This is a genomic window from Anaeromyxobacter soli, assembly GCF_022808855.1.
GTDB lineage: Bacteria > Myxococcota > Myxococcia > Myxococcales > Anaeromyxobacteraceae > Anaeromyxobacter > Anaeromyxobacter soli.
In genome coordinates, this window is the sequence record NZ_JAKZLF010000005.1 from 136996 (window position 1) to 158724 (window position 21729).

Genomic DNA, 21729 nt, shown 5'->3' on the forward strand with positions numbered 1-21729 from the left:
TCGCCTACGCGCTCCCCACCAGCGCCGCGAGCTCGCCCTGCACGTCGCTGCCGACGTTCAGCTCCACGAGGCGGCGGAGGTGGGCGATGCTCTCGAGGTCGATCGCGTACCAGCGCACGCCGACGCGCCTCCCCTCGCGATGCGCGATGGCACCGTCCATCCGGATCACCACCTCACCGCCTTCCAGCCGGAGCGCCAGCGCGCACGGGTCGCCGCGCTCGACGTCGAGCCCCTCGCCCACCTCGACGAGCGCGCCTTTGAGGCCGATGTCGAGGAGTCGCGCGGGCGCGGTGCCGCGCTCCACGTGCAGCTCCACGCCCGCGTGGAAGGGGATGCGCGAGAACCGCCGCCGGTCGGGTGCGTCCATCAGGCCCTCCACGGCCGCCGGAGCGGCCCGCCACTCGATCGACGAACGTCGCCCGATGGATCAGCGAGGCGCAACGGGCGGCTCGGGGCGTGCGCGAGCGCGCACCTCCACGTGCGCGCCCGCCACCATCACCGGCCGCAGCCGCGCGCCCGCGAGCGCCTCGAAGATCGCCCGCGAGACGACGCCGGGATCCTGCAGCAGATCGGCGACCACGGAGGCGGGGAAGACCTCGCACGTCCCGGCGTCCTCGGGGCGGCGATGGGGCTGGAAGCCGGAGCGCCGGAGCAGGTCGAAGGCCGCGCGGTACGGCGCAGGATCCGCTCCCGAGAGCGCGAAACGAATGACGGTCCACATGACCCTTGCGGCCAACCTCCGTCACGGCAGACGAGCCACCAAGTGCCCCAAGGGGAGCCGCCTCCGGGTGCGGCGAGGTGGGCGCACCCTGCCCGCCTGGGTTGCAGGCGCCGGCGGTGGCGTGGTCTGTTCCGTGCTCGTTTGCGAACGCTCGAAGAGCTCGTCGAATTCGTCCGGGAGCGCACTGCGCCCGCGCCCGTGCCCCTCGCCCCCGAGATCATGATTCACCAGGCGAGCGAGCTGACGCCGCTGTGGCATGCGACGGCGGCCGAGCTGGCGGGCTGGGACGACTCGCCGTTCTGGGCGTTCCCGTGGGCGGGGGGCCAGGCGCTCGCGCGCCACGTGCTCGACCACCCCGACCTCGTTCGCGGACGCTCGGTGGCGGACTTCGCGACGGGCAGCGGTCTCGTCGCCATCGCGGCCCTGCGCGCCGGCGCGGCGCGGGTCCTCGCGCTCGACCTCGACCCGTTCTGCGAGGCGGCCGTGCGGGTGAACGCTGCGCTGAACGGGGTCGCGCCGGAGTTCCGCGCGGGCGATGCGATCGAGGCGCCGCTCCCCGGCGTCGAGGTGGTGCTCGCGGGCGACGTCTTCTACGAGCGGTCGCTCGCCGCCAGGAGCCTCGCGTGGTTCCGCCGGCTCGCCGCGCGCGGCGTGAGCGTCCTCGCCGGCGACGCGGGCCGCACCTACGCTCCGCGCGAGGGCTTCGCCGTCCGGGCGTCCTACGACGTCCCGACGACGGTGGAGATCGAGGACGGCCCGCTCCGGCACGCGCGCGTGCTCGAGATCCTGCCCTGACCCGCGTCCGCTCGCCGGTACGGCGGCCCGGGCCGACGATCGACGGCGCGTGACCTGGCACGCGGCGGACGGGTCGCGCGGCTCCGCTCGCGTGGCCGCGACCGCCGGGACGGGTGGTACGCTCCGTCGCGATGCTCGACCTGCCCACCTCCGCGGCGCGGCCGGCCGCCGTCGTCTGCGGCCACGTGACGCTCGACCGTGTCGCCGGGCGGCTCGTCCCGGGGGGATCGGCGTGGTACGCGGCGCACACGTTCCGCGCGCTCGGCGCCCGGGCGCGCGTGCTCACGGCCGCCGGCGCCGACTATCCGGAGCGCGCGCTCGCCGGGGTGGAGTCCATCATCGCGCCCGCGGCGCGCACGACCCTCTTCGTCAACATGCACGCGCCGGGCGGCGCCCGCCGGCAGCGGGTCGAGGCCTCCGCCCCGCCGCTCGATCCGGCCACCCTCCCCGTGGCCTGGCGCGGCGCGGACGTGCTCCACCTCGCGCCCGTCCTCGGCGAGGTGGCGCCGCGTGCGTTCGCCGACGTCGCCGGCGCACGGGTGGTGGGGCTGGGCGTCCAGGGGCTCGTGCGCGCCGTGGCGGCGGACGGCACCGTCGTGCAGCCGCGCTGGTCCTTCGCGCCCGCCGAGCTCGCCGGCGTGACCGCCGCGTTCGTCGGAGAGGACGACCTCGCCGGCCAGGACGACCTCCTCGCGCGCCTCGCCGCGGCGGTGCCGATCGTCGTCTTCACGCGGGGCGCCGCCGGCTGCACGGTGACGACGCGCGACCGCACGTTCGTCGTGGGGGTGTTCCCCACGCGAGAGGTCGATCCGACCGGGGCCGGCGACGTGTTCGCGGCCGCCTTCCTGCTCGCGCTCGCCCGCGGTGACGACCCGGTCGAGGCCGCGCGCCTCGGCGCGGCCGCGGCGTCGATCGTGGTCGAGGGAGTGGGAGGGGAAACGCTGCCGCGGATCGGCGAGGCGGCGGAGCGCGCGAGGAGGGTGCCGGTGGGGACGTGAGACCGAGACCCCGACCTACCCCTCTCCCCTCCCCAGCGTCCGCAGCGCCGCCGACCAAAGCCTCGCCTCCCGCTGCGTGAGCCGCGCGCGCCGCAGGGGAGCGACGAGGTCGCGCACCGCGTGCCGCTCCGGTCCCGCGAGGAATCCGCCCGCCCGCAGCGCCGCGCGCAGCGCCGCCTCGAGGCTCCCGAGCTCCGCGTCCGTCGCGCCCGCGGGCGGGGACGTGGGAGCCCGCGCGTGCGCCTCGAGCGCCGCCCGCCTGAGCTCGTAGGCATAGAGGAGCACCGCCTGGGCGAGGTTCACCGAGGGTTGCGCCTCGTCCGTCGGGATGGAGGACAGGTCGTGGCAACGGAGGACCTCGTCGTTCGTGAGACCGCTGCGCTCGTCGCCGAAGACGATCGCCGTCCGCCCCGCCGGGGCGCGCTCGAGCGCCTCGCGCGCGACCGCCGCGGGGGCGAGGCGCCGCTTGCCGCGCACCCTCCGGGAGCTGGTGCCGACGACCCACGCGCAGTCGGCGACCGCCTCGTCGAGCGTCCGGACGAGCCGAGGCCTGTCGAGGAGGTCCTCCGCGTGCACCGCCACCCTGCGGGCCGTCGCGAAGTCGTGCGTCCCGAGCTCCGCGATGGCCCAGTCGGCGAGCCCGAAGTTCTTCATCGCGCGCGCGACGGCGCCGAGGTTCTCGGGGTTCCGCGGCCGGAGCAGGACGATCCGCACCGGCGCGGGGACGACGGGCATCGCTTCGGGCATGGGGCATCGTACGACGGCTCCTCGCCCGCTCGCTCGCCCGGCGGAGCCGGCGGGTCCGCGGCGGGTTGCCCGCCTCGACCGGAGCGCCCCGACGGTCCCCCTCGCGCCGCGCGACCGCGTGAGGTTCGATGCACGAGGAGGTAGACGATGCGCGTGCGCGAGGTGATGACCCGGAACGCCGCGACCATCGGCGTGGACGAGACGCTGGTCGCGGCCGCCCGGAAGATGAAGGAGCTCGGCGTCGGCGCCCTCCCCGTGCTCGAGGACGGCACGCTCTCGGGGATCGTGACCGATCGGGACATCGCCGTGCGGGCGACCGCGGCGGGCGCAGACCCGAGACGCACCCGCGTCCGGGAGGCCATGACGCCCCAGGTCGTCGCCTGCACCGAGGAGGACGAGCTCGCCGAGGCGGCGCACGCGATGGAGGCGTGCGCGGTGCGGCGGCTCATCGTGCTCGACGGCGCCGGGCACCTCTCCGGCATGCTCTCCGTCGAGGACATCGCGAACGCGAGCACCGCGCTCGCCGCGGAGGTGCTCCGCCACGCGCGCGACCCGATGCTCGGCGCCCTCTGACCGCGCGCTCCACCTCCGCCGACGTGCTAAGTAGCTCGCGTGCTGCGCGGCGGCTTCCATCTCCCCATCGCCTTCGACGTCGCCGCCTCGTTCCTGTTCGCGGTGACGGGGGCGATCTCCGCGGTCCGCAAGCGCTACGATCTCGTCGGCATCCTCGTGCTCTCGATCGCGACGGGGCTCGGCGGAGCGCTCCTCCGCGACGGGCTGTTCCTCCAGCAGGGGCCACCCGCCGTGCTCACCGACGGGCGCTACCTGCTCGGCGTGCTCGGCGGCGGCCTCGCCGGCGCGTTCTTCGGGCGGCACTTCCAGCGCGCCCGGCTCGCGATCGTGGTCATCGACGCGCTCGGGCTCGGCGTGTACGGGGTGGTGGGCGCGCAGAAATCGCTCGCCGCGGGCCTCCCGCTCGTCTCCGTGGCGCTCGTCGGCTGCGTGAACGCGGTGGGCGGCGGGATGCTGCGCGACGTCCTCGTCCGCGAGGAGCCGCTCATCTTCAAGCCCGGCGAGGCCTACGCCCTCGCCGCCCTCACCGGCGTGCTGTGCTTCATCGCCCTCGCGGCCGGCCTCCGCCTGCCGGAGGAGACGGCGGCGTTCGCGGGGATAAGTCTCGCGTTCATGGTACGTCTGCTCTCCATCCGGCTCGGCTGGCGCACCGGTGCGTTCGAGCCCGACCACGGCCCCTGATCCGAGCGCTCGCCCGGTTGCTCTCCATCAAGGCAGCCAGGCGACCCGTTTGCGTACAGTCCGCGCGCTTTCGCACCCATCGAGGGTGTCAACCCGCGGTACGCATCAGGAGCTTCACATGAACGGCGTTCGAATCCTCGTCCTCTCCCTCGCGGCCGCGCTGCCCATCTCCGCGTTCGCCTTCGGCGGGCACGACGGCGTCGGCTGCAACGGCTGCCACGGCATCCACACGGCGAAGGGCGATGTCATCTTCGCCGTGGCGCCGAACAAGGTGGCGCAGAACCCCCGCACGAAGGCTGCATACACCGGATCGACGGCGCTCTGCCTCGGCTGCCACGAGGAGACCTCGAAGGGCGGCCAGGGTTACGCCCCGGTGTCCGGCCACATGAGCCACCCCTACGGCCTCACCTCGGTGAACCCGAAGGTCGCGAACGTCCCCGGCGACCTCCTCCGCGACGGCCGGTTCGAGTGCGTCGGCTGCCACGACCCGCACCCGTCGAACGCCAACTACAAGTACCTCCGCGTCGACACGGCGAAGGGCCAGAGCATGGACGCGTTCTGCGCCGTCTGCCACTCGGCCAAGGCCGACGGGAAGGTCGTGGCGAAGAAGGCGGTCGTCTTCACCTCGATGGATCAGCGCGCCGGCGGCGCTGCGCCCGCGGCGGCCGCGCCCGCGAAGCCCGCGGCCGCGCCCGCGAAGAAGTAGCATCCGCTCTTTCGTGAGCCGTTCGAGGCCCTCCGGCGCGACGCGCCGGGGGGCCTCGTCGTCTGCGGGGGGCGGTCGCCGTCAGGGGTACTGCGCGTGCTGCGCGCCCTCGGGCCTGGGCCGCCAGATCTCGAGCATGCCGCTCGCCGAGTGGGCGATGGGCTCGTAGCGCGACCGCAGGTCGAGCGCCATCCGCGCGCCGCACGGGCTCGCGAGCGCGTCGGGGGTGACGCCGTACACGAGGACGTAGTCCACCTGCGCCGCCACGGCCGCGCGCAGGTCGATGCACGGGGGCGTCCCTTCCATCTTCGCGAGCGAGCCGGCGAGCATGAGGAACGGGTTGTGATCGTCGGGGAACCGCAGCGGACAGTGATCGGTGAACGCCTGGCTGTTCTTGAGGTCCACCCCGCCGTTGCGCGCCACCACCCAGCCGGTCGCGTGCAGGAGCGGCTTCACGCGGTAGCCGAGGTTGCGGCCGTTCTCGTCGACGGGGCCGTAGGGCGAGATGGCGACCGGCAGGAGCACGCGGTCCGGGCCGAGGCCGGCCGCCGCCGCGACGTACTCCTCGACGTAGGCGGAGATCTGGCGCTGCTTCTCGTAGCGGAGGCCCGTCGCCACTACCGCGATCCCCGCGAGCGCCAGGGCGAGGCGCCGCACGGCGATGGCGGGCGCCGCGCCGGTGGCGATCCAGGCGGCCACGCAGAGGAAGGTGAACAGCGCGAACCGGTCGGACACGTGCGCGCCCGCCGCCACGACCTCCGGGACCGCGAAGTACGCGATCGCGAACGCCACCGCGGCGAGGAGCCAGCCGTCGTGCGGCCGGAACGCGCGCGTCGAGGTGGCGCGCACGAGGGCGAGGTGCACCACGCCGATGAACAGGACGAGCGACACCAGGCACGCGAGGAGGATCTCGCGCCGGTCGATCGAGACGAGCGCGTACGCGGTCGCGAGCTTGGCCGCGAGCTCGTAGATCGGGAGGCGCGAGGACGCGCGATCCGAGTGCGCGACGAGCCAGGCGCCGAGGAGGGCCGCCCCGGGCAGCGCCGCGAGCGCGACGGCGCCGGCGCGCACCGCGTAGCCGCGCACGACGAGCCGGCGGCGCGCCGCGTGCCCGCGGGAGCGGCGGACCGCGAGGGCGAGGCGCCAGGCCAGGAGGACCCCGATGGCGAGGCCAGCGCCCGCGAACGCGACCGAGTGGGCGAGGAAGAGCAGCACCGAGAGGAGCGCGAGCACGAGCCAGCGCGAGGGCCCGAGCCGGCCCCGGCTACGCAGCCAGAAGCCCACCGTGAGGAGCGCCAGCGCGAGCCCGTAGCAGAAGTTCCAGAAGCCCATCTGGAAGGGGAACGCGTGCACGAACGGGAACGCGGCGAGCGCGGCCCACCACCCGTCGCGACCCGGCGGGAGCAGGGCCCGGAAGCCCAGCGGGAAGAGCACCGTGTAGCCGGTCAGCACGAGCTTCTCGCCCGTGAGCGGGCCGACGACCTGCAGGAGCCCGGCGAGGAGCGCCTGCGTGAGCCAGTTCGGCTGCGCGCCCCAGTTCGCGAGGTACCAGTGCTGCAGGAGCGGCGAGTGACGGTAGCGCATGAGCGAGAGGACGTTCTCGACGTGCAGCGGTCCGTCCTGGGTCGGGAAGTAGTGAACGAGCCAGATCGGCAGGATGTGCAGGACGAGGATCCCGGCGAAGATCGTGGGGGCGATCCAGGCCCCCGGTCGCCGCAGCGACAGCGCCGGACGCGGCGCGCCCGCCCCGGGCGGCCCCCACGCGAAGCGGAGGCTCCCGAGGTAGTTCGCCGCGAAGGCGAGGGCGATGCCCGCGCTCTGGGCGAGGTACCGCAGGCCCCCGAGCTCCGCCCGGCCGAGGGTCCGCATGAGCGCCAGCGCGGCGAGCCCGAAGACCACGAGCTGCACCACGCCGCCCGCCAGGCTCACCGCGTGGTAGCGCACGAGGCGGCTCACCACCCCCGCGCCGAGCTCGCGGCGATCGCGGAACGTGAACGCGTCGTTCAGCAGGAAGTTCGTGACGATGCTCGTCTCGATGGCGAGGGCGGAGGCGACGACCTCCTGGATCCCGAGCACGCCGGCGAAGAGGTGCAGCGCGGCGAGGTTCACCCCGACCCCGGACAGCCCCACCAGGGCGAACCGCGCGAGACGACCCTTCATCGGGGATTCCCCTCCCGGTGCTCACGCTGGGAGCGACGCTCCCGAAGGGCATGCCCGTAACGGGGCGTCAAGCCCAATGAGGGTTTCTCGGCAGCAGCGCGAGCGTTCGCGCGGCGCGCACGCGCCAACGTCGGCGACCGCCGTGCGCTCGCTCAGGCGCGATCGGGATCGCAGAGCGACAGCACGAGCGCGAGCACGTCGTCGACGTCGAAGGGCGTGGGCCCCCTACGGTGGGGCCCGTCGCCGGCCATCGTGATGACCGGGACGTCGGCGTAGCGCGGATCGGCGCGGATCGCCCGCATGAACGCGTCGTCCCCGCGGCGTGGCGGGTGAAGACCGAGGAGCACCACCGCCGGCGCTTCGCCGCAGGCGAGCCTGGCGAGCCCGTCCTCGCCGTCGCTCGCGACGACGACCTCCGCCCCGCGCCCGGTGAGCGCCGTGGAGAGCGACGCGCGCACCGCCGCGTCTTGCTCGATGAGGAGGACTCGCCTGCTCGAGGGCATCGACTCGCGAGCCTACCCCGCGCGCGCGCGGGCCGGTCGCGCGACCGAGGTACGGCGCAGGCGTGCCGGTGAGGCGATGTCGGGCGACACGCCACCGCGCGCGGAGTGCGCCGGCCCGGGCGGGTCCCGCGCCGAACCGGCGGGGCCGGAGCGCGGGCCCCGTTGAAGCTGACTCAGTTCAGATAGCCGCCGCGCGGCCGCTCGCCGGAGAGGCCGAGCAGCTCGAGGCCCTGGCGCGTGAGCAGGTACCGGACCGTCCCGGCGCCGCGCTCGGTGTCGAGCTTCGCCTCGAACGCGGGGCCCGTGATCGCGCCGAGCTGCATCGTCCGCTTCAGGTTGACGACCCGGCCGTTCGCGAGATCGCCCGCGACCTGCCCCACGGAGTCGTCGCGCCGGTACAGCTCCACCGCCGCGTCGTGCAGCGCCGCGGCGAGCGAATCGGAGAGCGGGATGGACGAGAAGAGGACGGAGATGAGGGTCCAGGACGCGGCGGCATCAGCGGGCATCGAGAGGATTGTACCCGGTCGTCCGGCCCGGCGCCCGGCCGGGGCTCCGCGCGCGGTGCGCCGGAGCCGGCGCGGTGTAGTCTGGCGCTCCCGTGAACCTCCTCCTCCTCGAGCCCTCCGAGCTTGCGGCGGACGGCGTCGCCCGCCTGTCCGGCCGCCGCGCGCTGCACGTCCGCGAGGTCCTGCGCGCCGTCGCGGGCGATCGGATCCAGGCGGGCGTCGTCGGCGGTCGCATGGGAGAGGCGGAGGTGCTCCACGCCTCCGGCACCGAGGTGGTGATCGCGCCGCGCCTCGACCGCGCCCCGCCGCCGCCCGCGAAGGTGACGCTCCTCGCGGCGGTGCCGCGCCCGAAGATCCTCCGCCGCGTCCTGCAGGCGGTCGCCTCCATGGGCGTGAAGCGGCTCGTGCTCCTCGGCAGCTACCGCGTCGAGAAGAGCTACTTCGGCTCGCCGGTCCTCGCGCCCGAGGCGATCCGCGCGGAGCTCGTCCTCGGCCTCGAGCAGGGGAAGGACACGATCCTCCCCGAGGTGTCGCTCCGGCGCTTCTTCAAGCCGTTCGTGGAGGACGAGCTCGACGCGACGTTCCCCGAGCGGTCGCGGCTCCTCGCGCATCCGGCCGGGAGCGCGCCGCTCGAGACGCTCACGCCGCTCTCCGAGCGGGCCTGCGTCGCCATCGGTCCGGAGGGCGGCTGGACGCCCTACGAGGCCGAGGCGCTCCGCGCGCGCGGCTTCGAGCCGTTCTCGCTCGGGCCTCGCGTGCTGCGCGTCGACGCGGCGGTGCCCTACGCGGTGGGACAGGTGGAGCTCTGGCTGCGGGGCGGATGATCCACCCCGCGGTCGGACCCGAGCGCGAGAGCCCGCTCCACCGTCCGCGCGCGTGCGCCCCTCCCCCGGCCGGACGATCGGGCCCGCAGAGCCCCCATGACCCCTGGGCCGCGAATCTCCCGCTGGTGTATCTGTATCCGATTCGCGCTCTCGAAGAGGCGCGCCGCTCGCCGCCGCGCGCCCGCAACCACGAGGTCCCCGACATGAACGTCCCCGAGCTGTCGCCGCCCGCCCGCCTCCTCCTCGGCCCCGGGCCGAGCCCCGTCCACCCGCGCGTGCTGCGCGCCATGTCGACGCCGCTGCTCGGTCACCTCGACCCGAAGTTCCTGGAGATCATGAACGAGGTCCAGGGCCAGCTCCGCGCCGCGTTCCGGACCCAGAACCCGTTCACGATCGCCCTGTCGGGCACCGGGTCCGCCGGCATGGAGGCTGCGCTCGTGAACGTCGTCGAGCCCGGCGACACGGTCGTCGTCGTCGCGGCTGGCGTCTTCGGCAACCGCATGGCCGACATCGTCGGCCGCTGCGGCGCGAAGCTCGTGAAGATCGAGATCCCGTGGGGCCAGACCTGCGACCTCGGACGGGTCGAGGAGGCGCTGAAGAAGGAGCAGGTGAAGGCCGTCGGCATCGTCCACGCCGAGACCTCGACCGGCGCGCACCAGCCGCTCGAGGGGCTCGGCAAGCTCTGCCACGCCCACGGCGCGCTCCTCGTCGCGGACACCGTCACCTCGCTGGGCGGCGTGCCGGTGGAGGTGGACGCGTGGGAGATCGACGCGTGCTACTCCGGCACCCAGAAGTGCCTCTCCTGCCCGCCCGGGCTCGCGCCGCTCACCCTCTCGCCGCGCGCGCTCGACGCGCTCCGCGCGCGCAAGACCAAGGTGCAGAGCTGGTACCTCGACGCGTCGATGATCGCGGACTACTGGGCGGAGGGGAAGCGCGCCTACCACCACACCGCGCCCATCAGCATGGTCTACGCGCTCCGCGAGGCGCTCCGGATCGTCCACGAGGAGGGGCTCGAGGCGCGCTTCGCGCGCCACCGCCGCCACTCGGCCGCGCTGATGGCGGGCCTCGCCGCGCTGGGGTGCTCGCCGCAGGCACAGGAGGGGCGCCGGCTCCCGACGCTGAACTGCGTGCAGGTCCCCGCCGGGATCGAGGAGGCAGCGGTCCGCAAGTCCCTCCTCGCCGACCACGGCATCGAGATCGGCGGCGGCCTCGGCCCGCTCGCGGGCAAGGTGTGGCGCATCGGCCTCATGGGCGAGGGCTCGCGGCAGGAGAGCGTCCTCGTGGTCCTCGCCGCGATCGAGCAGGCCCTCGCGAAGCAGGGCAAGGGTCCGAAGCCGGGCACCGCGACGTCCGCCGCGCTCGAGGTCTACGCGCGCGGGTAGCTCGGCCCATTCGCGACGAACGATCGCCCCCGCCCGGCTGGCTCGGGTCGGGGGCGTACGCTTCCGGGCATCGGGGTCGCGATCGAACGCCGCCGTCCCCCGCTCTCCCCGCCCGTCGTCCCCCTTCCCGCCGACCCTGAAGCGACCGCCCGCCCGTTCCCCTAGTTCCCATGGCACCAGGCGGGCGCTCGCAGTGAACCTGGCAGAGCGAGGACACCGGCAAGCCCCCGTCACAGGCCCGAGCGATCGGCCGCGCGGGCACGCGAGGGGTGAGCTCCTCCGATTCTCCTTGCGCCGCAGCGATCATTTCGTCTTCGCGCGTCGCGCTCCGAAGCGCTCGCGCGGGCAAGGGCACGCTCGGTTTTTGCCCCCTCCCGCGCCGCCCGTACGTCTCTCCACCGAGCCCCTCCAGGCTCGCCCCGCCGGGTTGGCTTCCAGGGCTCGCTTGCCCTCCATAGGTTCGGCGACGGGTGGGGAACGGAGGCATCGAGTCCATGCACGTCGGTGACGACAACGTCGGCCTCGTGGCGGAGTTCAAGCGGCGGAAGGGTCCGGCCTGGCGCCGAGCGCTCGACCTCGCCCTCGAGGCGTCGCGGCGGCGCGCCGCAGCCCGCGCCGCGGCGAAGATGCCGAAGCCGCTGCCCGACGTGAAGGTCTCGCGGTCGCGGCTCGACGTCGCGGTCGAGGCGCGCCTCGCGGTCCGCTCGGGTGTCCGGCTCGAGGACTTCCTCCGCAACCGCCTCGCGAAGTACGCCTCGCGGCTCCCCGTCACGCTCGAGGACCTGCCGGTCGTCGTCGACGTGGAGGGCGGCGAGCCGGTGGTGCGCGCCCGCGTCCACGCGGCACCCGCCATCCCGGCCACCTACGGCGCGTCGTACGCCGCGTCGTACGCCGCGCAGCCCCGCACGGACGACCAGACCCGCTGGATGAAGGCCCTCGTCGAGCGCGAGGGCCCGTTCGCGGCGCAGGAGATCCGCGAGGCGCTGGCCGCGCTCGCCGCGCTCGACGCGCGCGCCGAGGCCGCGCGCTCCCGCGCCGACACGCTCGCGCGCGCCCTCGCCGACGATCTCGCCGCGGGCAAGGTGCCCGCCCCCGCCACCGTGGACGCGACCCCCGAGCAGCTCGGACGGCCGCCCGTCCCGTCTCCAGCGCCCGCCGCGATCCTGCGGGGCTTCGTGCTGGCGCTGGTGGTCGCCGAGGCCTTCTTCTTCTCCGGCCCGATCCTGTCCGCGCAAGGCGTCGACCCGGCGAGCATCGTCGAGGCGTTGAACGCGTCGCCCGTCCCGGTGGGCATGGCGCTCGTCTTCGCGCTCGGCGCCGCCGCCGCCGTGTTCGCGTTCGCGGCCGTCTCGCTCGACCGCGCCGCCCAGCTCGATCGCCCGGACGGCGCGAGCCGGCGGGGCCTCGGCGGCACCGCGGCGCTCCTCGCGGCGCTCCTCGCCGGAGGCGTCGCCGCCGCCGCGACCGCGCCCAACCGGCTCGCCCATGTGGCGCTCCTCGCCATCGTCCCCTTCGCGGGCGCCCTCCTCGTCCGGGTCGCGGCGCGCCTCCAGGCCACCCGCGACGCCGCCCTCGACGCGGCCCTCGCCTGGGATCGCGCCCTCGCCCGCGACGTCTCCGAGCGCGCGCGCCGGGTCGAGATCGTCGAGCAGGCCCGCGCCGACCTGGAGCGGATCGAGTCCGACCGCGCCGACGCCCGCCGCCGCATCCGCGCCCTCGAGCAGAGCGCGGTGAATGCCGAGCGGGCCTCCAGCGAGCGCAGCCGGCTCGAGGCGCGGCGCCTCGAGCGGCTCGCCGAGTCGCTCGCGGGCGCGCTCGAGCTCGACCGCTACGCCTTCCTGCGGCTCGCCACCGGCGCGACGCACGACGCGCTCGTCCGTCCGGTGCGCCGGCTCGAGCGCTCGTCCGAGCGGTTCGGCGTGGCGGGCTAGCGGGCCCTCGCGGCCTGCTGGCCGCCCCAGCCTGGCTCGGGCCGTCCGGGCGGCCCGAGCGTCTCGCGCGCTCCGGTATTGAGCTTGATCGAAATCAGGACAACCTTTCGATCAGGAGGAGCCTCCCGGATGCCCACCCCCGAGACCCCGCCGCTCGATCTTCCGCCCGGCATGGAGATCCGCGGCGCCCTGCCGCGACGCGCCCAGGAGGTGCTCACGCGCGAGGCGCTCGCGCTCGTCGCGGACCTCGTGCGCCGCTTTCGCCCGCGCGTGGAGCAGCTGCTCGAGCGGCGCCGCGAGCTGCAGCGCCGCTACGACGCCGGCGAGCGGCCGAGCTTCCTCTCCGCCACCGAGGACGTCCGCGCGGGCGACTGGACCGTCGCGCCGCTCCCGGCCGATCTGCAGGACCGTCGGGTCGAGATCACCGGCCCGCTGGACCGCAAGACGATCATCGACGCGCTCGGCTCCGGCGCGAACGTCTTCGTGGCGGACTTCGAGGACTCGAGCTCCCCCACCTGGCGCAACGTCGTCGAGGGCCAGGTGAACCTCCGGGACGCGGTCGAGGGCACGATCGAGCACGACGCCCCCGAGACCGCCGAGCGCCACCGGCTCGGGGACCGGACCGCCGTCCTCATGGTGCGCCCGCGGGGCTGGCACCTGCTCGAGAAGCACGTGCGCGTGGACGGGAGGCCCGTCAGCGCCGCGCTGTGGGACTTCGGCATCTACCTCTCGAGCGCCGCGCGGCGGCTCCTCGCGAAGGGCTCCGGCCCGTACTTCTACTGCCCGAAGCTCGAGAGCCACCTCGAGGCGCGCCTGTGGAACGAGGTGTTCACCCTCGGCGAGGAGCGGCTCGGCCTCCCGAGGGGCTCGATCAAGGCCACCTGCCTCATCGAGACCCTCCCCGCCGCGTTCGAGATGGACGAGATCCTGTGGGAGCTGCGCGAGCGCTCCGCGGGCCTCAACTGCGGGCGCTGGGACTACATCTTCTCGACCATCAAGCGCTTCCGCGCGGACGCGAAGCACGTCATGCCGGACCGCGCGCACATCACCATGGACAAGGGGTTCTTGCGCGCGTACGTGCAGCTCCTCATCCAGACGTGCCACCGGCGCAACGTCCACGCCATCGGCGGCATGGCCGCGCAGATCCCGATCGAGGACGATCCGGCGGCGAACGAGGCCGCGCTCGCCGAGGTGCGCGCCGACAAGCTCCGCGAGGTGACCGACGGCCACGACGGCACCTGGGTGGCGCACCCCGGCCTCGTGCCCATCGCCAGGGCGATCTTCGACCAGCACATGAAGACGCCGAACCAGCTCCACCGCAAGCGCGAGGACGTGCGCGTGACGGCGCGCGACCTGCTCGAGGTGCCGGACGGCCCGCGTACCGAGGCGGGCCTCCGCCACGACATCCGCGTCTCGGTCCAGTACCTCGAGGCCTGGCTCCGCGGGACCGGCTGCGTCCCGATCTACGGCCTCATGGAGGACGCCGCGACGGTGGAGATCTCCCGCTCGCTCGCGTGGCAGTGGATCCACCACGGCGCGACGCTCGACGACGGCGCGCCGCTCACGGTCGAGCGGTTCCGCACCGTGCTCGCCGACGAGATGGATCGGATCCGCCTCGAGGTCGGGGACGCCGCGTTCCAGGGCGGCCGCTTCGAGGAGGCGCGCGCGCTCTTCGAGCGCATCAGCACGCAGGGGGACTTCGTCGAGTTCATCACCCTCCCCTCCTACGAGCTGCTCGAGGCCGAGGGCGAGGAGAAGGCGCGCATGCTCGCCGGCGGCACGGAGGGCCTCGCCGACTCGCCCGCGCCGCACCACCCCGACCCGCGCCGCTGGGAGGGCATCGTCCGCCGCTACACGCGGGAGGACGTCGAGAAGCTCCGCGGCTCCGTGCGCATCGAGTACACGCTCGCGCGGCTCGGCGCGAACCGGCTGTGGGACCTCCTCCACGGCGAGCCGTACGTGAACGCGCTCGGCGCGCTCACCGGCAACCAGGCCGTGCAGATGGTGAAGGCGGGCCTCCGGGCCATCTACCTCTCGGGCTGGCAGGTCGCGGCCGACGCCAACTCCGCCGGTCAGACCTACCCGGACCAGAGCCTCTACCCGGCGAACTCGGTCCCGGAGGTGGTCCGGCGCATCAACCGCGCCCTGCAGCGCGCGGACCAGATCGAGCACTCCGAGGGGAAGGACGGAACGTACTGGTTCGCCCCCATCGTCGCCGACGCCGAGGCCGGCTTCGGCGGCCCCCTCAACGCCTTCGAGCTCATGAAGGCCATGATCGAGGCGGGCGCCGCCGGGGTGCACTTCGAGGATCAGGTCGCCTCCGAGAAGAAGTGCGGCCACCTGGGCGGCAAGGTGCTCGTGCCGACCTCGACGTTCGTCCGCACGCTCAACGCGGCGCGCCTCGCGGCCGACGTCATGGGGGTGCCGACGATCCTCGTGGCGCGCACCGACGCCGAGGGCGCGAAGCTCGTCATGAGCGACGTCGACCCGTACGACGCGCCGTTCATCGAGAAGGGCGAGCGCACCGCGGAGGGGTTCTACCGGATGCGGCCCGGCGTCGACACGGCCATCGCCCGCGGCCTGGCCTACGCGCCGTACGCGGACCTGATCTGGTGCGAGACCCAGACGCCGGACCTGCGCGAGGCGCGGCGCTTCGCGGAGGGGATCCACGCGAAGTTCCCGGGCAAGATGCTCGCCTACAACTGCTCGCCCTCCTTCAACTGGAAGAAGAACCTCGACGACGCGACCATCGCGAGGTTCCAGCGCGAGCTCGGCGCGATGGGCTATCGGTTCCAGTTCGTCACCCTCGCCGGGTTCCACGCCCTGAACCACGGGATGTTCCAGCTCGCCCGCGGCTACCGCGAGCGCGGCATGTCGGCCTACACCGAGCTGCAGCAGGCCGAGTTCGCCTCGGAGCGGCACGGCTACACCGCGACGCGCCACCAGCGCGAGGTCGGCACCGGCTACTTCGACCTCGTCGCGAGCGCGGTGTCGGGCGGCACCGCGTCGACGCTCGCCCTGGAGGGCTCCACCGAGGCGGCGCAGTTCACCGCCGCGGGCAGGACCGGCGCGACCCACGCCGCCGAGCAGGTCCAGGCGGCCCTCCACGAGGACCACGGGCGGATCGAGGCGGTGGTGGACCGGCTCGGCGAGGCGAAGGACGTCGCCGCCATCACCGCCGCCCTCGAGTCGCTGGCGGAGCTCCTCACCGAGCACTTCGCGCACGAGGAGCACCAGAAGGGCTTCTACGGGCTCCTCGCCGCCTCCCCCGAGTACCGCGCCGAGGTGCTGCGCATGACCGACGAGCACCGGGAGCTCATCGCCGCGCTCCAGCAGGTCCGCGAGCGCGCGAAGGGCCAGGCGACGGCGTCGGACCTGGCGCCCCTCACCTGCGCCCTCGGCGGCCGGATCCGCGACCACGAGGCGCGCGAGATGGTGCTCGCCCGGGCGCTACATTAGGGGCCGCCGGCGCCCGGCGTCCGGGCGCCCCTCCGGACGCCCGAACTTGGCGCGCGACGATCCCGCGGGAGGGGTTACCTTGTCTCTCGTGCTCGAGCCGTCGTCGCGCCCCAGCGAGCCCTCCGGGCCCGACGTGGTCGTCGGCGTGCCGGCCGAGCCGGACCGCATGGCGGCCACCGAGGCCGCGATCGCGCTGGAGACCGGGCTCAAGGAGGCCTTTCCCGGGCGTCCCGCGCTGGCCGTCGTCCTCACCGGCGATCCGAGCGGCGCGGCGACGCCGGAGACGGTGCTCGCGCTCGTCGAGCGGGATCACCCCCCGGCGATCTACACGGGGGGTCACACCGGCCCGCAGGCCGCCCTGCCCACCCTGCTCGAGATCGCGGTCGCCCGCGACGCGCCCGCCTGCGCGCTCCTCCAGCCCCTGCCCCGCCCGAGCGACCCGCGGTGGCTCCGCGCGCTGCTCGAGCCGGTGCTCACGGGCGGGTTCGACCTCGTGGTCCCGTCCTACGCGCGCGGCCGGCTCGACGGCGTGCTCGTCACCGGCATCGTCTACCCGCTCACGCGCGCCCTGTTCGGGCAACGCCTGCGGCAGCCGCTCGGGCGCGAGCTGGTGCTCTCGCGCCGCCTCGCCCGGCACCTGCTGGCGGACACCGAGTGGCGGACGGATCCGGCGCACGCGGGCGAGGACCTGTGGTGCGTGACGAAGGCGCTCGCGCGCGAGGTGCGCATCGCGCAGGTGTTCATCGGTCCCCGGCCCCGCCCGGCGCCCCAGCCCTCCGACGTGTCCCAGGCCCTCGCCGGCGTGCTCGACACCCTCTTCCACGAGATGGAGGTGCACGCGCACTACTGGCAGCGGGTGATCGGCTCGCAGGTGGTCGCGACCTTCGGGGAGGAGCGGCTCGCGGAGGAGCCCGCGAACGCGCCGGCGGTGGCGCCACTCGTGGACGCCTTCGCCCTCGGCTGGCGCGACCTGCGACCGCTGTGGAGCAGCGTCCTGCCGCCGCACACCCTGCTCGCGCTGCAGCGGATCCCGCGCGCGCCCCCGGAGGCGTTCCGCATGCCGGACGCGATCTGGGCGCGCGTGCTTTACGACTTCGCGGTGGCGTGGCGCTTCAAGCTGATGGAGCGCCGCCAGCTCCTGCGCTCGCTCACGCCCATCTACCTGGGCTGGGTCGCGAGCTACGTGAACGAGGTGGGACCGCTCGGACCGGACGCGGCGGACGAGCGCGTCGAGCGGCTCTGCTCCGCGTTCGAGGACGAGAAGCGGTACCTCATCTCGCGCTGGCGCTGGCCGGACCGCTTCAACCCGTGAGGACGAGGCCATGTGGGAACAGGTACGAGCAGTGCTGGGTGAGGCGTTCGAGCGGCTCGGGGCGGTGATCGCGGCGGACCTGCCGGGCATCGTGGCGATGCTCATCGTGCTCGTGTCCACGACCGTCGCGGCGTTCGTCATCCGGGCGATCCTGCGGGCGGTGCTCGGGCGCACCGGCTTCGATCGGCGCGCGCGAGAGTGGGGCGTGACCACCGGCCGGGACCTCGGGCCGCGCCAGGAGCCCTCCGCGATCGTCTCGCGCTTCGCGTTCTGGCTCGTGGTGGTGGCCGGCATCGCCCTCGCGCTCGAGGTGCTCGGCGCGAGCACGGTGAGCGCGTTCGGCCTCTCCCTGCTCGTGTTCCTCCCGAAGCTCGTGGTCGGGGCCATCATCCTGCTCGTCGGCATCGGCGCCGCCCGCTTCCTCGAGCGGAGCACGCTCATCAGCGCGGTGAACCAGCAGATCCGCCAGGCGCGCCTCATCGCGCTCGCGGTGAAGTGGCTCGTCCTCGTCCTCGCGGCGGCGATGGCCCTCGAGCACGTCGGCATCGGCGGAGAGCTCCCCACGCTCGCGTTCGCGCTCGTGGTCGGCGGCATCGTGCTCTCCGTCGCCCTCGCCGTGGGGCTCGGGGCGCGCGACGCCGTGTCGCGCGCGCTCGACCGGGAGACCCGCGGGGAGCCGCGGCCGGGCGAGCCAGGGCCGACCGGCCCCGAGGACAAGGTCCAGCACCTCTAGCCCGAGCGCCCCTTGCCCCGCGACCGCCGCAGCGGAATCCTGCTCCACCCGACCTCGCTCCCCGCCCCGCACGGCGTGGGCGATCTCGGCGCCGGGGCCCATCGCTTCGCCGCCTGGCTCGCCGAGGCGGGCCAGCGGCTGTGGCAGGTCCTCCCGCTCGGCCCGACCGGCTTCGGCGACTCGCCCTACCAGGCGCTCTCGTCGCGCGCCGGCAACACCCTGCTCGTCTCGCTGGAGACGCTCCGCAACGAGGGCTGGCTCGACGACGGCGACCTCGCCGGCGCGCCCGCCGCCGATCCCGAGCGCGCCGCGTACGACGAGGCGGGGCCCTGGAAGCGCGAGCGGCTCGAGCGGGCCGCGCAGGCCTTCGGGGCGCGCGCGGGCGCGGAGGCGCGCGCCGAGCTCGAGGCGTTCCGCGCCCGCGAGGCGGGGTGGCTCGAGGACTGGGCGCTATTCTGGGTCCTGAAGCAGGCGCACGAGGGGCGGCCCTGGACCGCCTGGGCGGAGCCGCTCGCCCGCCGCGACCCGCGCGCGCTCGACGCCGCCCGGGCCCGCTACGCGCGGGCGATCTTCGCGGAGGTGTTCGCGCAGTGGTGCTTCGCGCGGCAGTGGGACGCGCTCCGCGCGCGCTGCCGCGCCCTCGGGATCGCGCTCCTCGGCGACGTCCCCATCTACGTCGCGCACGACTCGGTCGAGGTCTGGTCGCGCCGCGAGCTGTTCCGGCTCGACGCCGCGGGACGGCCCGCCGCCGTCGCGGGGGTGCCGCCCGACTACTTCAGCGCCACCGGCCAGCTGTGGGGGAACCCGCTCTGGGACTGGGACGCCGTCGCGCGCGAGGGCTTCGCGAGCTGGATCGCGCGCGTCCGCGGCGCGCTCGCCCTCGTGGACCGGATCCGACTCGATCACTTCCGCGGCTTCGAGGCGTACTGGGAGATCCCCGCCGGCGCGTCCACCGCCGAGGAGGGCCGGTGGGTCCCGGGGCCGGGCGCGCGGCTGTTCGAGGCGCTCGAGGCCGCGCTCGGGGCGCTGCCGTTCGTGGCCGAGAACCTGGGCGTCATCACCCCCGAGGTGGAGGCGCTGCGGCGGCGCTTCCGCCTGCCCGGCATGGCGGTGCTCCAGTTCGCCTTCGGCATCGATCCCCAGGCGCCCACGTTCCTGCCGCACAACTACGAGCGCGACACCGCCGCGTACACCGGGACGCACGACAACGACACGGTGACGGGCTGGTGGGCGGGCGGCGCCGGCGACAGCGTCCGCACCCCGGAGGACGTCGCGCGGGAGAAGGCGCACGCGCGCGCGTACCTCGCGACGGACGGTCGGGACATGAGCTGGGTGATGATCCGCGCGGTCCTCTCCTCGGTGGCGGACACCGCGATCGCGCCGATGCAGGACGTGCTCGGGCTCGGCTCGCCGGCGCGCATGAACACGCCCGCGACCCTCGGCGGCAACTGGCGCTGGCGAATGCGGGAGGAGGCGCTCGGGCCGGAGCGCGCGGCGCGCCTCGCGGAGCTCACCCGGCTCTACGGCCGGTGAGGCCTCCGCCGCGCCGGCTACCCCGCGCGGAAGGTCCGGACGCCCAGGAGCGCCGACACGAGCCAGGACAGGACGGTGAGCGCGAGCGCGACGAGGAGCGCCCGCCAGAACCCGATCCCGTACGCGCCCATGATCACCGCGAGCCAGATCATCGCGTAGAAGAGCCACGGCAGGAGCAGGAACCAGAGGAACTTCGCGAGCGTGACGTAGTACGCGATCGAGAGGACGACCGAGACCGCCACCGCGCGCCCGAAGGTGTTCGCCGGGTTCGCCGGAGACACCCAGGCGACGGCGAGCCAGAGGACGCCGGCGGAGAGGACGAGGCGGAGCAGGAACGCGACGAGGTGGGCCATGGTCAGTGCGGTTTCCTGAGCTCGAACCAGTAGAAGCCGTACGGGCCGAGGGTGAGGAAGTAGGGGAGCTTGCCGATCCGCGGAAACTCCGTGTAGCCCAGCATCTCCACCGGGACGTAGCCCTCGAAGGCCGCGAGGTCGAGCTCCGCCGGCTGCGCGGAGCGGGACACGTTCGCGACGCACAGGATGACGTCCTCCTCCCAGCGCCGGACGTAGGCGAGCACCTTCCGGTTCGCGACCTGCAGGAACTCCATCGTCCCCCGCCCGAAGGCCTTGAAGAGCTTGCGGAGCGCGATGGTGTTCCGCATCCACTGGAGGAGCGAGGACGGATCGCGCGACTGCCCCTCCACGTTCACGGCCTGGTAGCCGTAGACGGCGTCGGAGATGGGCGCGCTGTAGAGGCGGCTCGGGTCGGCGCGCGAGAAGCCGGCGTTGCGGTCGGGGGTCCACTGCATGGGCGTCCGCACGCCGTTGCGGTCGTGGAGGTAGATGTTGTCGCCCATGCCGATCTCGTCGCCGTAGTAGACGACCGGCGTGCCGGGGAACGAGAACAGCAGGCTGTTCAGGAGCTCCATGCGCCGGCGGCTGTTCTCGACGAGCGGCATGAGGCGGCGGCGGATCCCGACGTTGAGCTTCATGCGCGGGTCCTGGCCGTACGCGAGGTACATGTAGTCCCGCTCGTCGCTCGTCACCATCTCGAGCGTCAGCTCGTCGTGGTTGCGCAGGAAGAGCGCCCACTGGGCGGTGTCCGGGATGGGCGGCGTGCGCCGCATGATCTCGACGATCGGCTCCACGTCCTCGAGCCGCAGCGCCATGAAGATGCGCGGCATGAGCGGGAAGTGGAACGCCATGTGGCACTCGTCGCCGTCGCCGAAGTACGGGCGGACGTCGTCGGGCCACTGGTTCGCCTCCGCGAGGAGCATGCGGCCTGGGAAGTGCTCGTCCACGTGGCGCCGGATCTGCTTGATCACCTGGTGCGTGCCGGGGAGGTTCTCGCAGTTCGTCCCGTCCTGCTCGATGAGGTACGGCACGGCGTCGAGCCGGAACGCGTCGACGCCCAGCTCCGCCCAGAAGCTCAGGGCGTCGAGCACCTCCTGGAGGACCGCCGGGTTCTCGAAGTTGAGGTCCGGCTGGTGGCTGAAGAACCGGTGCCAGTAGTACTGCTTCGCCTCGGGATCCCAGGTCCAGTTCGACTTCTCGGTGTCGGTGAAGATGATGCGCGCGTCGCGGTACTTCTGATCGGTGTCGCTCCACACGTAGAACGCGCGCTCGGACGAGCCCGGCAGCGCGCGCCGCGCCCGCTGGAACCAGGGGTGCTGGTCCGAGGTGTGGTTCACCACGAGCTCGATGAGGACCCGGATGCCGCGCGCGTGCGCCGCCGCGACGAGCTGGCGGAAGTCGTCCATCGTCCCGTAGTCGGGGTGGACGCCGCGGTAGTCGGCGATGTCGTAGCCGTCGTCCTTGAGCGGCGACGGGAAGAGCGGCAGCAGCCAGAGGCAGTTGATGCCGAGGTCCTGGAGGTAGTCGAGCTTCTCCACGAGGCCGCGCAGATCGCCGATCCCGTCGCCGTTGGAGTCGTAGAACGACTTCACGTGCGTCTCGTAGATGACCGCGTCCTTGTACCAGAGCGGATCCTGGCCGCGCCTTCGCTGGAAGATTGCCATCCGGCGTCCGTGACCTCCTGCCAGTTCTAAGATCGCACCGGGCACCCGCAAGCGGAGGATTCCGCGAGGGGTCCCGGATCCCGCGCGCTCCCGTGTATACGCCCGGACGGGCGGACGGGCGAGGGACCGCCGTCCCGGTTCTCGGAGC

20 protein-coding genes are annotated in these 21729 nt (G+C 74.1%); 12 read left to right on the forward strand and 8 right to left on the reverse strand.

Going from position 1 to position 21729, the window contains the following annotated elements; all coding sequences use genetic code 11:
* Positions 1-4: 4 nt before the first annotated feature.
* Both MLV88_RS05875 and MLV88_RS05880 read right to left on the reverse strand, forming a co-directional pair.
* On the reverse strand, positions 5-367 hold the full coding sequence (locus MLV88_RS05875) for a PilZ domain-containing protein (RefSeq protein ID WP_242334853.1): 363 nt from the start codon (positions 365-367) through the stop codon (positions 5-7).
* Positions 368-427: 60 nt separating this feature from the next.
* Entirely contained in the window at positions 428-721 is a 294-nt protein-coding gene (locus tag MLV88_RS05880; RefSeq protein WP_242334856.1) for a hypothetical protein, read from the reverse strand.
* A 198-nt stretch (positions 722-919) separates the two neighbouring features.
* Between MLV88_RS05880 and MLV88_RS05885 the strand changes: the two genes are divergently transcribed.
* Together MLV88_RS05885 and MLV88_RS05890 are read left to right on the forward strand one after the other, a co-directional pair.
* Positions 920-1516 (forward strand): class I SAM-dependent methyltransferase, encoded by a 597-nt coding sequence (locus MLV88_RS05885; RefSeq protein WP_242352831.1) that lies wholly within the window; start codon positions 920-922, stop codon positions 1514-1516.
* 131 nt (positions 1517-1647) lie between these two features.
* Positions 1648-2514, forward strand: coding sequence for a PfkB family carbohydrate kinase (locus MLV88_RS05890; RefSeq protein ID WP_242334861.1), 867 nt, complete (start codon positions 1648-1650; stop codon positions 2512-2514).
* Positions 2515-2529: 15 nt separating this feature from the next.
* On the opposite strand, the gene MLV88_RS05895 is transcribed toward MLV88_RS05890, so the two are convergent.
* Positions 2530-3261 carry an RNA methyltransferase gene (locus tag MLV88_RS05895; RefSeq protein ID WP_242334864.1) on the reverse strand — a complete coding sequence of 244 codons (732 nt, stop codon included), beginning with the start codon at positions 3259-3261 and terminating at the stop codon, positions 2530-2532.
* A 147-nt stretch (positions 3262-3408) separates the two neighbouring features.
* Between MLV88_RS05895 and MLV88_RS05900 the strand changes: the two genes are divergently transcribed.
* From MLV88_RS05900 to MLV88_RS05910, 3 genes are all read left to right on the forward strand, one after another.
* Complete coding sequence (locus MLV88_RS05900; RefSeq protein ID WP_242334867.1) at positions 3409-3834, forward strand: CBS domain-containing protein; 426 nt, start codon at positions 3409-3411, stop codon at positions 3832-3834.
* Positions 3835-3873: 39 nt separating this feature from the next.
* Positions 3874-4515, forward strand: a complete 642-nt coding sequence (locus tag MLV88_RS05905; RefSeq protein WP_242334869.1) for a trimeric intracellular cation channel family protein — start codon at positions 3874-3876, stop codon at positions 4513-4515.
* 118 nt (positions 4516-4633) lie between these two features.
* The gene (locus MLV88_RS05910; RefSeq protein ID WP_242334870.1) at positions 4634-5221 is read left to right on the forward strand and encodes a cytochrome c3 family protein; all 588 of its coding nucleotides are present in this window, start codon (positions 4634-4636) and stop codon (positions 5219-5221) included.
* Between the two features lie 81 nt (positions 5222-5302).
* Here the strand turns inward: MLV88_RS05910 and MLV88_RS05915 are convergent, their stop codons facing one another.
* The 3 genes from MLV88_RS05915 to MLV88_RS05925 all read right to left on the reverse strand — a co-directional run bounded on the left by MLV88_RS05915 (position 5303) and on the right by MLV88_RS05925 (position 8390).
* Positions 5303-7381: a GtrA family protein gene (locus tag MLV88_RS05915; RefSeq protein WP_242334871.1), complete on the reverse strand. Its 2079-nt coding sequence runs from the start codon at positions 7379-7381 to the stop codon at positions 5303-5305.
* A 152-nt stretch (positions 7382-7533) separates the two neighbouring features.
* On the reverse strand, positions 7534-7884 hold the full coding sequence (locus MLV88_RS05920; protein WP_242334877.1) for a response regulator: 351 nt from the start codon (positions 7882-7884) through the stop codon (positions 7534-7536).
* A gap of 173 nt (positions 7885-8057) precedes the next feature.
* Positions 8058-8390: a hypothetical protein gene (locus tag MLV88_RS05925; RefSeq protein WP_242334893.1), complete on the reverse strand. Its 333-nt coding sequence runs from the start codon at positions 8388-8390 to the stop codon at positions 8058-8060.
* A gap of 92 nt (positions 8391-8482) precedes the next feature.
* Between MLV88_RS05925 and MLV88_RS05930 the strand changes: the two genes are divergently transcribed.
* The 7 genes from MLV88_RS05930 to malQ all read left to right on the forward strand — a co-directional run bounded on the left by MLV88_RS05930 (position 8483) and on the right by malQ (position 19564).
* Positions 8483-9214, forward strand: coding sequence for a 16S rRNA (uracil(1498)-N(3))-methyltransferase (locus MLV88_RS05930; RefSeq protein WP_242334896.1), 732 nt, complete (start codon positions 8483-8485; stop codon positions 9212-9214).
* A gap of 203 nt (positions 9215-9417) precedes the next feature.
* Entirely contained in the window at positions 9418-10596 is a 1179-nt protein-coding gene (locus MLV88_RS05935; RefSeq protein WP_242334899.1) for a pyridoxal-phosphate-dependent aminotransferase family protein, read from the forward strand.
* A gap of 494 nt (positions 10597-11090) precedes the next feature.
* Positions 11091-12527 carry a hypothetical protein gene (locus MLV88_RS05940; protein ID WP_242334902.1) on the forward strand — a complete coding sequence of 479 codons (1437 nt, stop codon included), beginning with the start codon at positions 11091-11093 and terminating at the stop codon, positions 12525-12527.
* A gap of 129 nt (positions 12528-12656) precedes the next feature.
* The gene (gene aceB, locus MLV88_RS24505) at positions 12657-15986 is read left to right on the forward strand and encodes a malate synthase A (RefSeq protein ID WP_255821076.1); all 3330 of its coding nucleotides are present in this window, start codon (positions 12657-12659) and stop codon (positions 15984-15986) included.
* Positions 15987-16074: 88 nt separating this feature from the next.
* Positions 16075-17298 carry a hypothetical protein gene (locus MLV88_RS05955; RefSeq protein WP_242335043.1) on the forward strand — a complete coding sequence of 408 codons (1224 nt, stop codon included), beginning with the start codon at positions 16075-16077 and terminating at the stop codon, positions 17296-17298.
* 10 nt (positions 17299-17308) lie between these two features.
* The gene (locus tag MLV88_RS05960; RefSeq protein ID WP_242334905.1) at positions 17309-18031 is read left to right on the forward strand and encodes a hypothetical protein; all 723 of its coding nucleotides are present in this window, start codon (positions 17309-17311) and stop codon (positions 18029-18031) included.
* Positions 18032-18043: 12 nt separating this feature from the next.
* On the forward strand, positions 18044-19564 hold the full coding sequence (gene malQ, locus MLV88_RS05965) for a 4-alpha-glucanotransferase (protein WP_242360597.1): 1521 nt from the start codon (positions 18044-18046) through the stop codon (positions 19562-19564).
* A 17-nt stretch (positions 19565-19581) separates the two neighbouring features.
* On the opposite strand, the gene MLV88_RS05970 is transcribed toward malQ, so the two are convergent.
* A complete protein-coding gene (locus tag MLV88_RS05970; protein ID WP_242334911.1) occupies positions 19582-19917 on the reverse strand; it encodes a hypothetical protein in 336 nt (111 codons plus the stop codon).
* 2 nt (positions 19918-19919) lie between these two features.
* A complete protein-coding gene (treS, locus tag MLV88_RS05975; RefSeq protein ID WP_242334914.1) occupies positions 19920-21581 on the reverse strand; it encodes a maltose alpha-D-glucosyltransferase in 1662 nt (553 codons plus the stop codon).
* Positions 21582-21729: the final 148 nt, after the last annotated feature.

What these genes read in the sequence shown, in the direction of transcription:
- MLV88_RS05970 (WP_242334911.1), bottom strand. Translation starts at nt 19,917, where the DNA reads ATGGCCCACCTCGTCGCGTTCCTGCTCCGCCTCGTCCTCTCCGCCGGC.
- aceB (WP_255821076.1), top strand. Translation starts at nt 12,657, where the DNA reads ATGCCCACCCCCGAGACCCCGCCGCTCGATCTTCCGCCCGGCATGGAG.
- MLV88_RS05890 (WP_242334861.1), top strand. Translation starts at nt 1,648, where the DNA reads ATGCTCGACCTGCCCACCTCCGCGGCGCGGCCGGCCGCCGTCGTCTGC.
- MLV88_RS05915 (WP_242334871.1), bottom strand. Translation starts at nt 7,381, where the DNA reads ATGAAGGGTCGTCTCGCGCGGTTCGCCCTGGTGGGGCTGTCCGGGGTC.
- MLV88_RS05920 (WP_242334877.1), bottom strand. Translation starts at nt 7,884, where the DNA reads ATGCCCTCGAGCAGGCGAGTCCTCCTCATCGAGCAAGACGCGGCGGTG.
- MLV88_RS05940 (WP_242334902.1), top strand. Translation starts at nt 11,091, where the DNA reads ATGCACGTCGGTGACGACAACGTCGGCCTCGTGGCGGAGTTCAAGCGG.
- MLV88_RS05900 (WP_242334867.1), top strand. Translation starts at nt 3,409, where the DNA reads ATGCGCGTGCGCGAGGTGATGACCCGGAACGCCGCGACCATCGGCGTG.
- MLV88_RS05960 (WP_242334905.1), top strand. Translation starts at nt 17,309, where the DNA reads ATGTGGGAACAGGTACGAGCAGTGCTGGGTGAGGCGTTCGAGCGGCTC.
- MLV88_RS05925 (WP_242334893.1), bottom strand. Translation starts at nt 8,390, where the DNA reads ATGCCCGCTGATGCCGCCGCGTCCTGGACCCTCATCTCCGTCCTCTTC.
- MLV88_RS05910 (WP_242334870.1), top strand. Translation starts at nt 4,634, where the DNA reads ATGAACGGCGTTCGAATCCTCGTCCTCTCCCTCGCGGCCGCGCTGCCC.
- MLV88_RS05895 (WP_242334864.1), bottom strand. Translation starts at nt 3,261, where the DNA reads ATGCCCGAAGCGATGCCCGTCGTCCCCGCGCCGGTGCGGATCGTCCTG.
- MLV88_RS05875 (WP_242334853.1), bottom strand. Translation starts at nt 367, where the DNA reads ATGGACGCACCCGACCGGCGGCGGTTCTCGCGCATCCCCTTCCACGCG.
- MLV88_RS05935 (WP_242334899.1), top strand. Translation starts at nt 9,418, where the DNA reads ATGAACGTCCCCGAGCTGTCGCCGCCCGCCCGCCTCCTCCTCGGCCCC.
- MLV88_RS05880 (WP_242334856.1), bottom strand. Translation starts at nt 721, where the DNA reads ATGTGGACCGTCATTCGTTTCGCGCTCTCGGGAGCGGATCCTGCGCCG.
- treS (WP_242334914.1), bottom strand. Translation starts at nt 21,581, where the DNA reads ATGGCAATCTTCCAGCGAAGGCGCGGCCAGGATCCGCTCTGGTACAAG.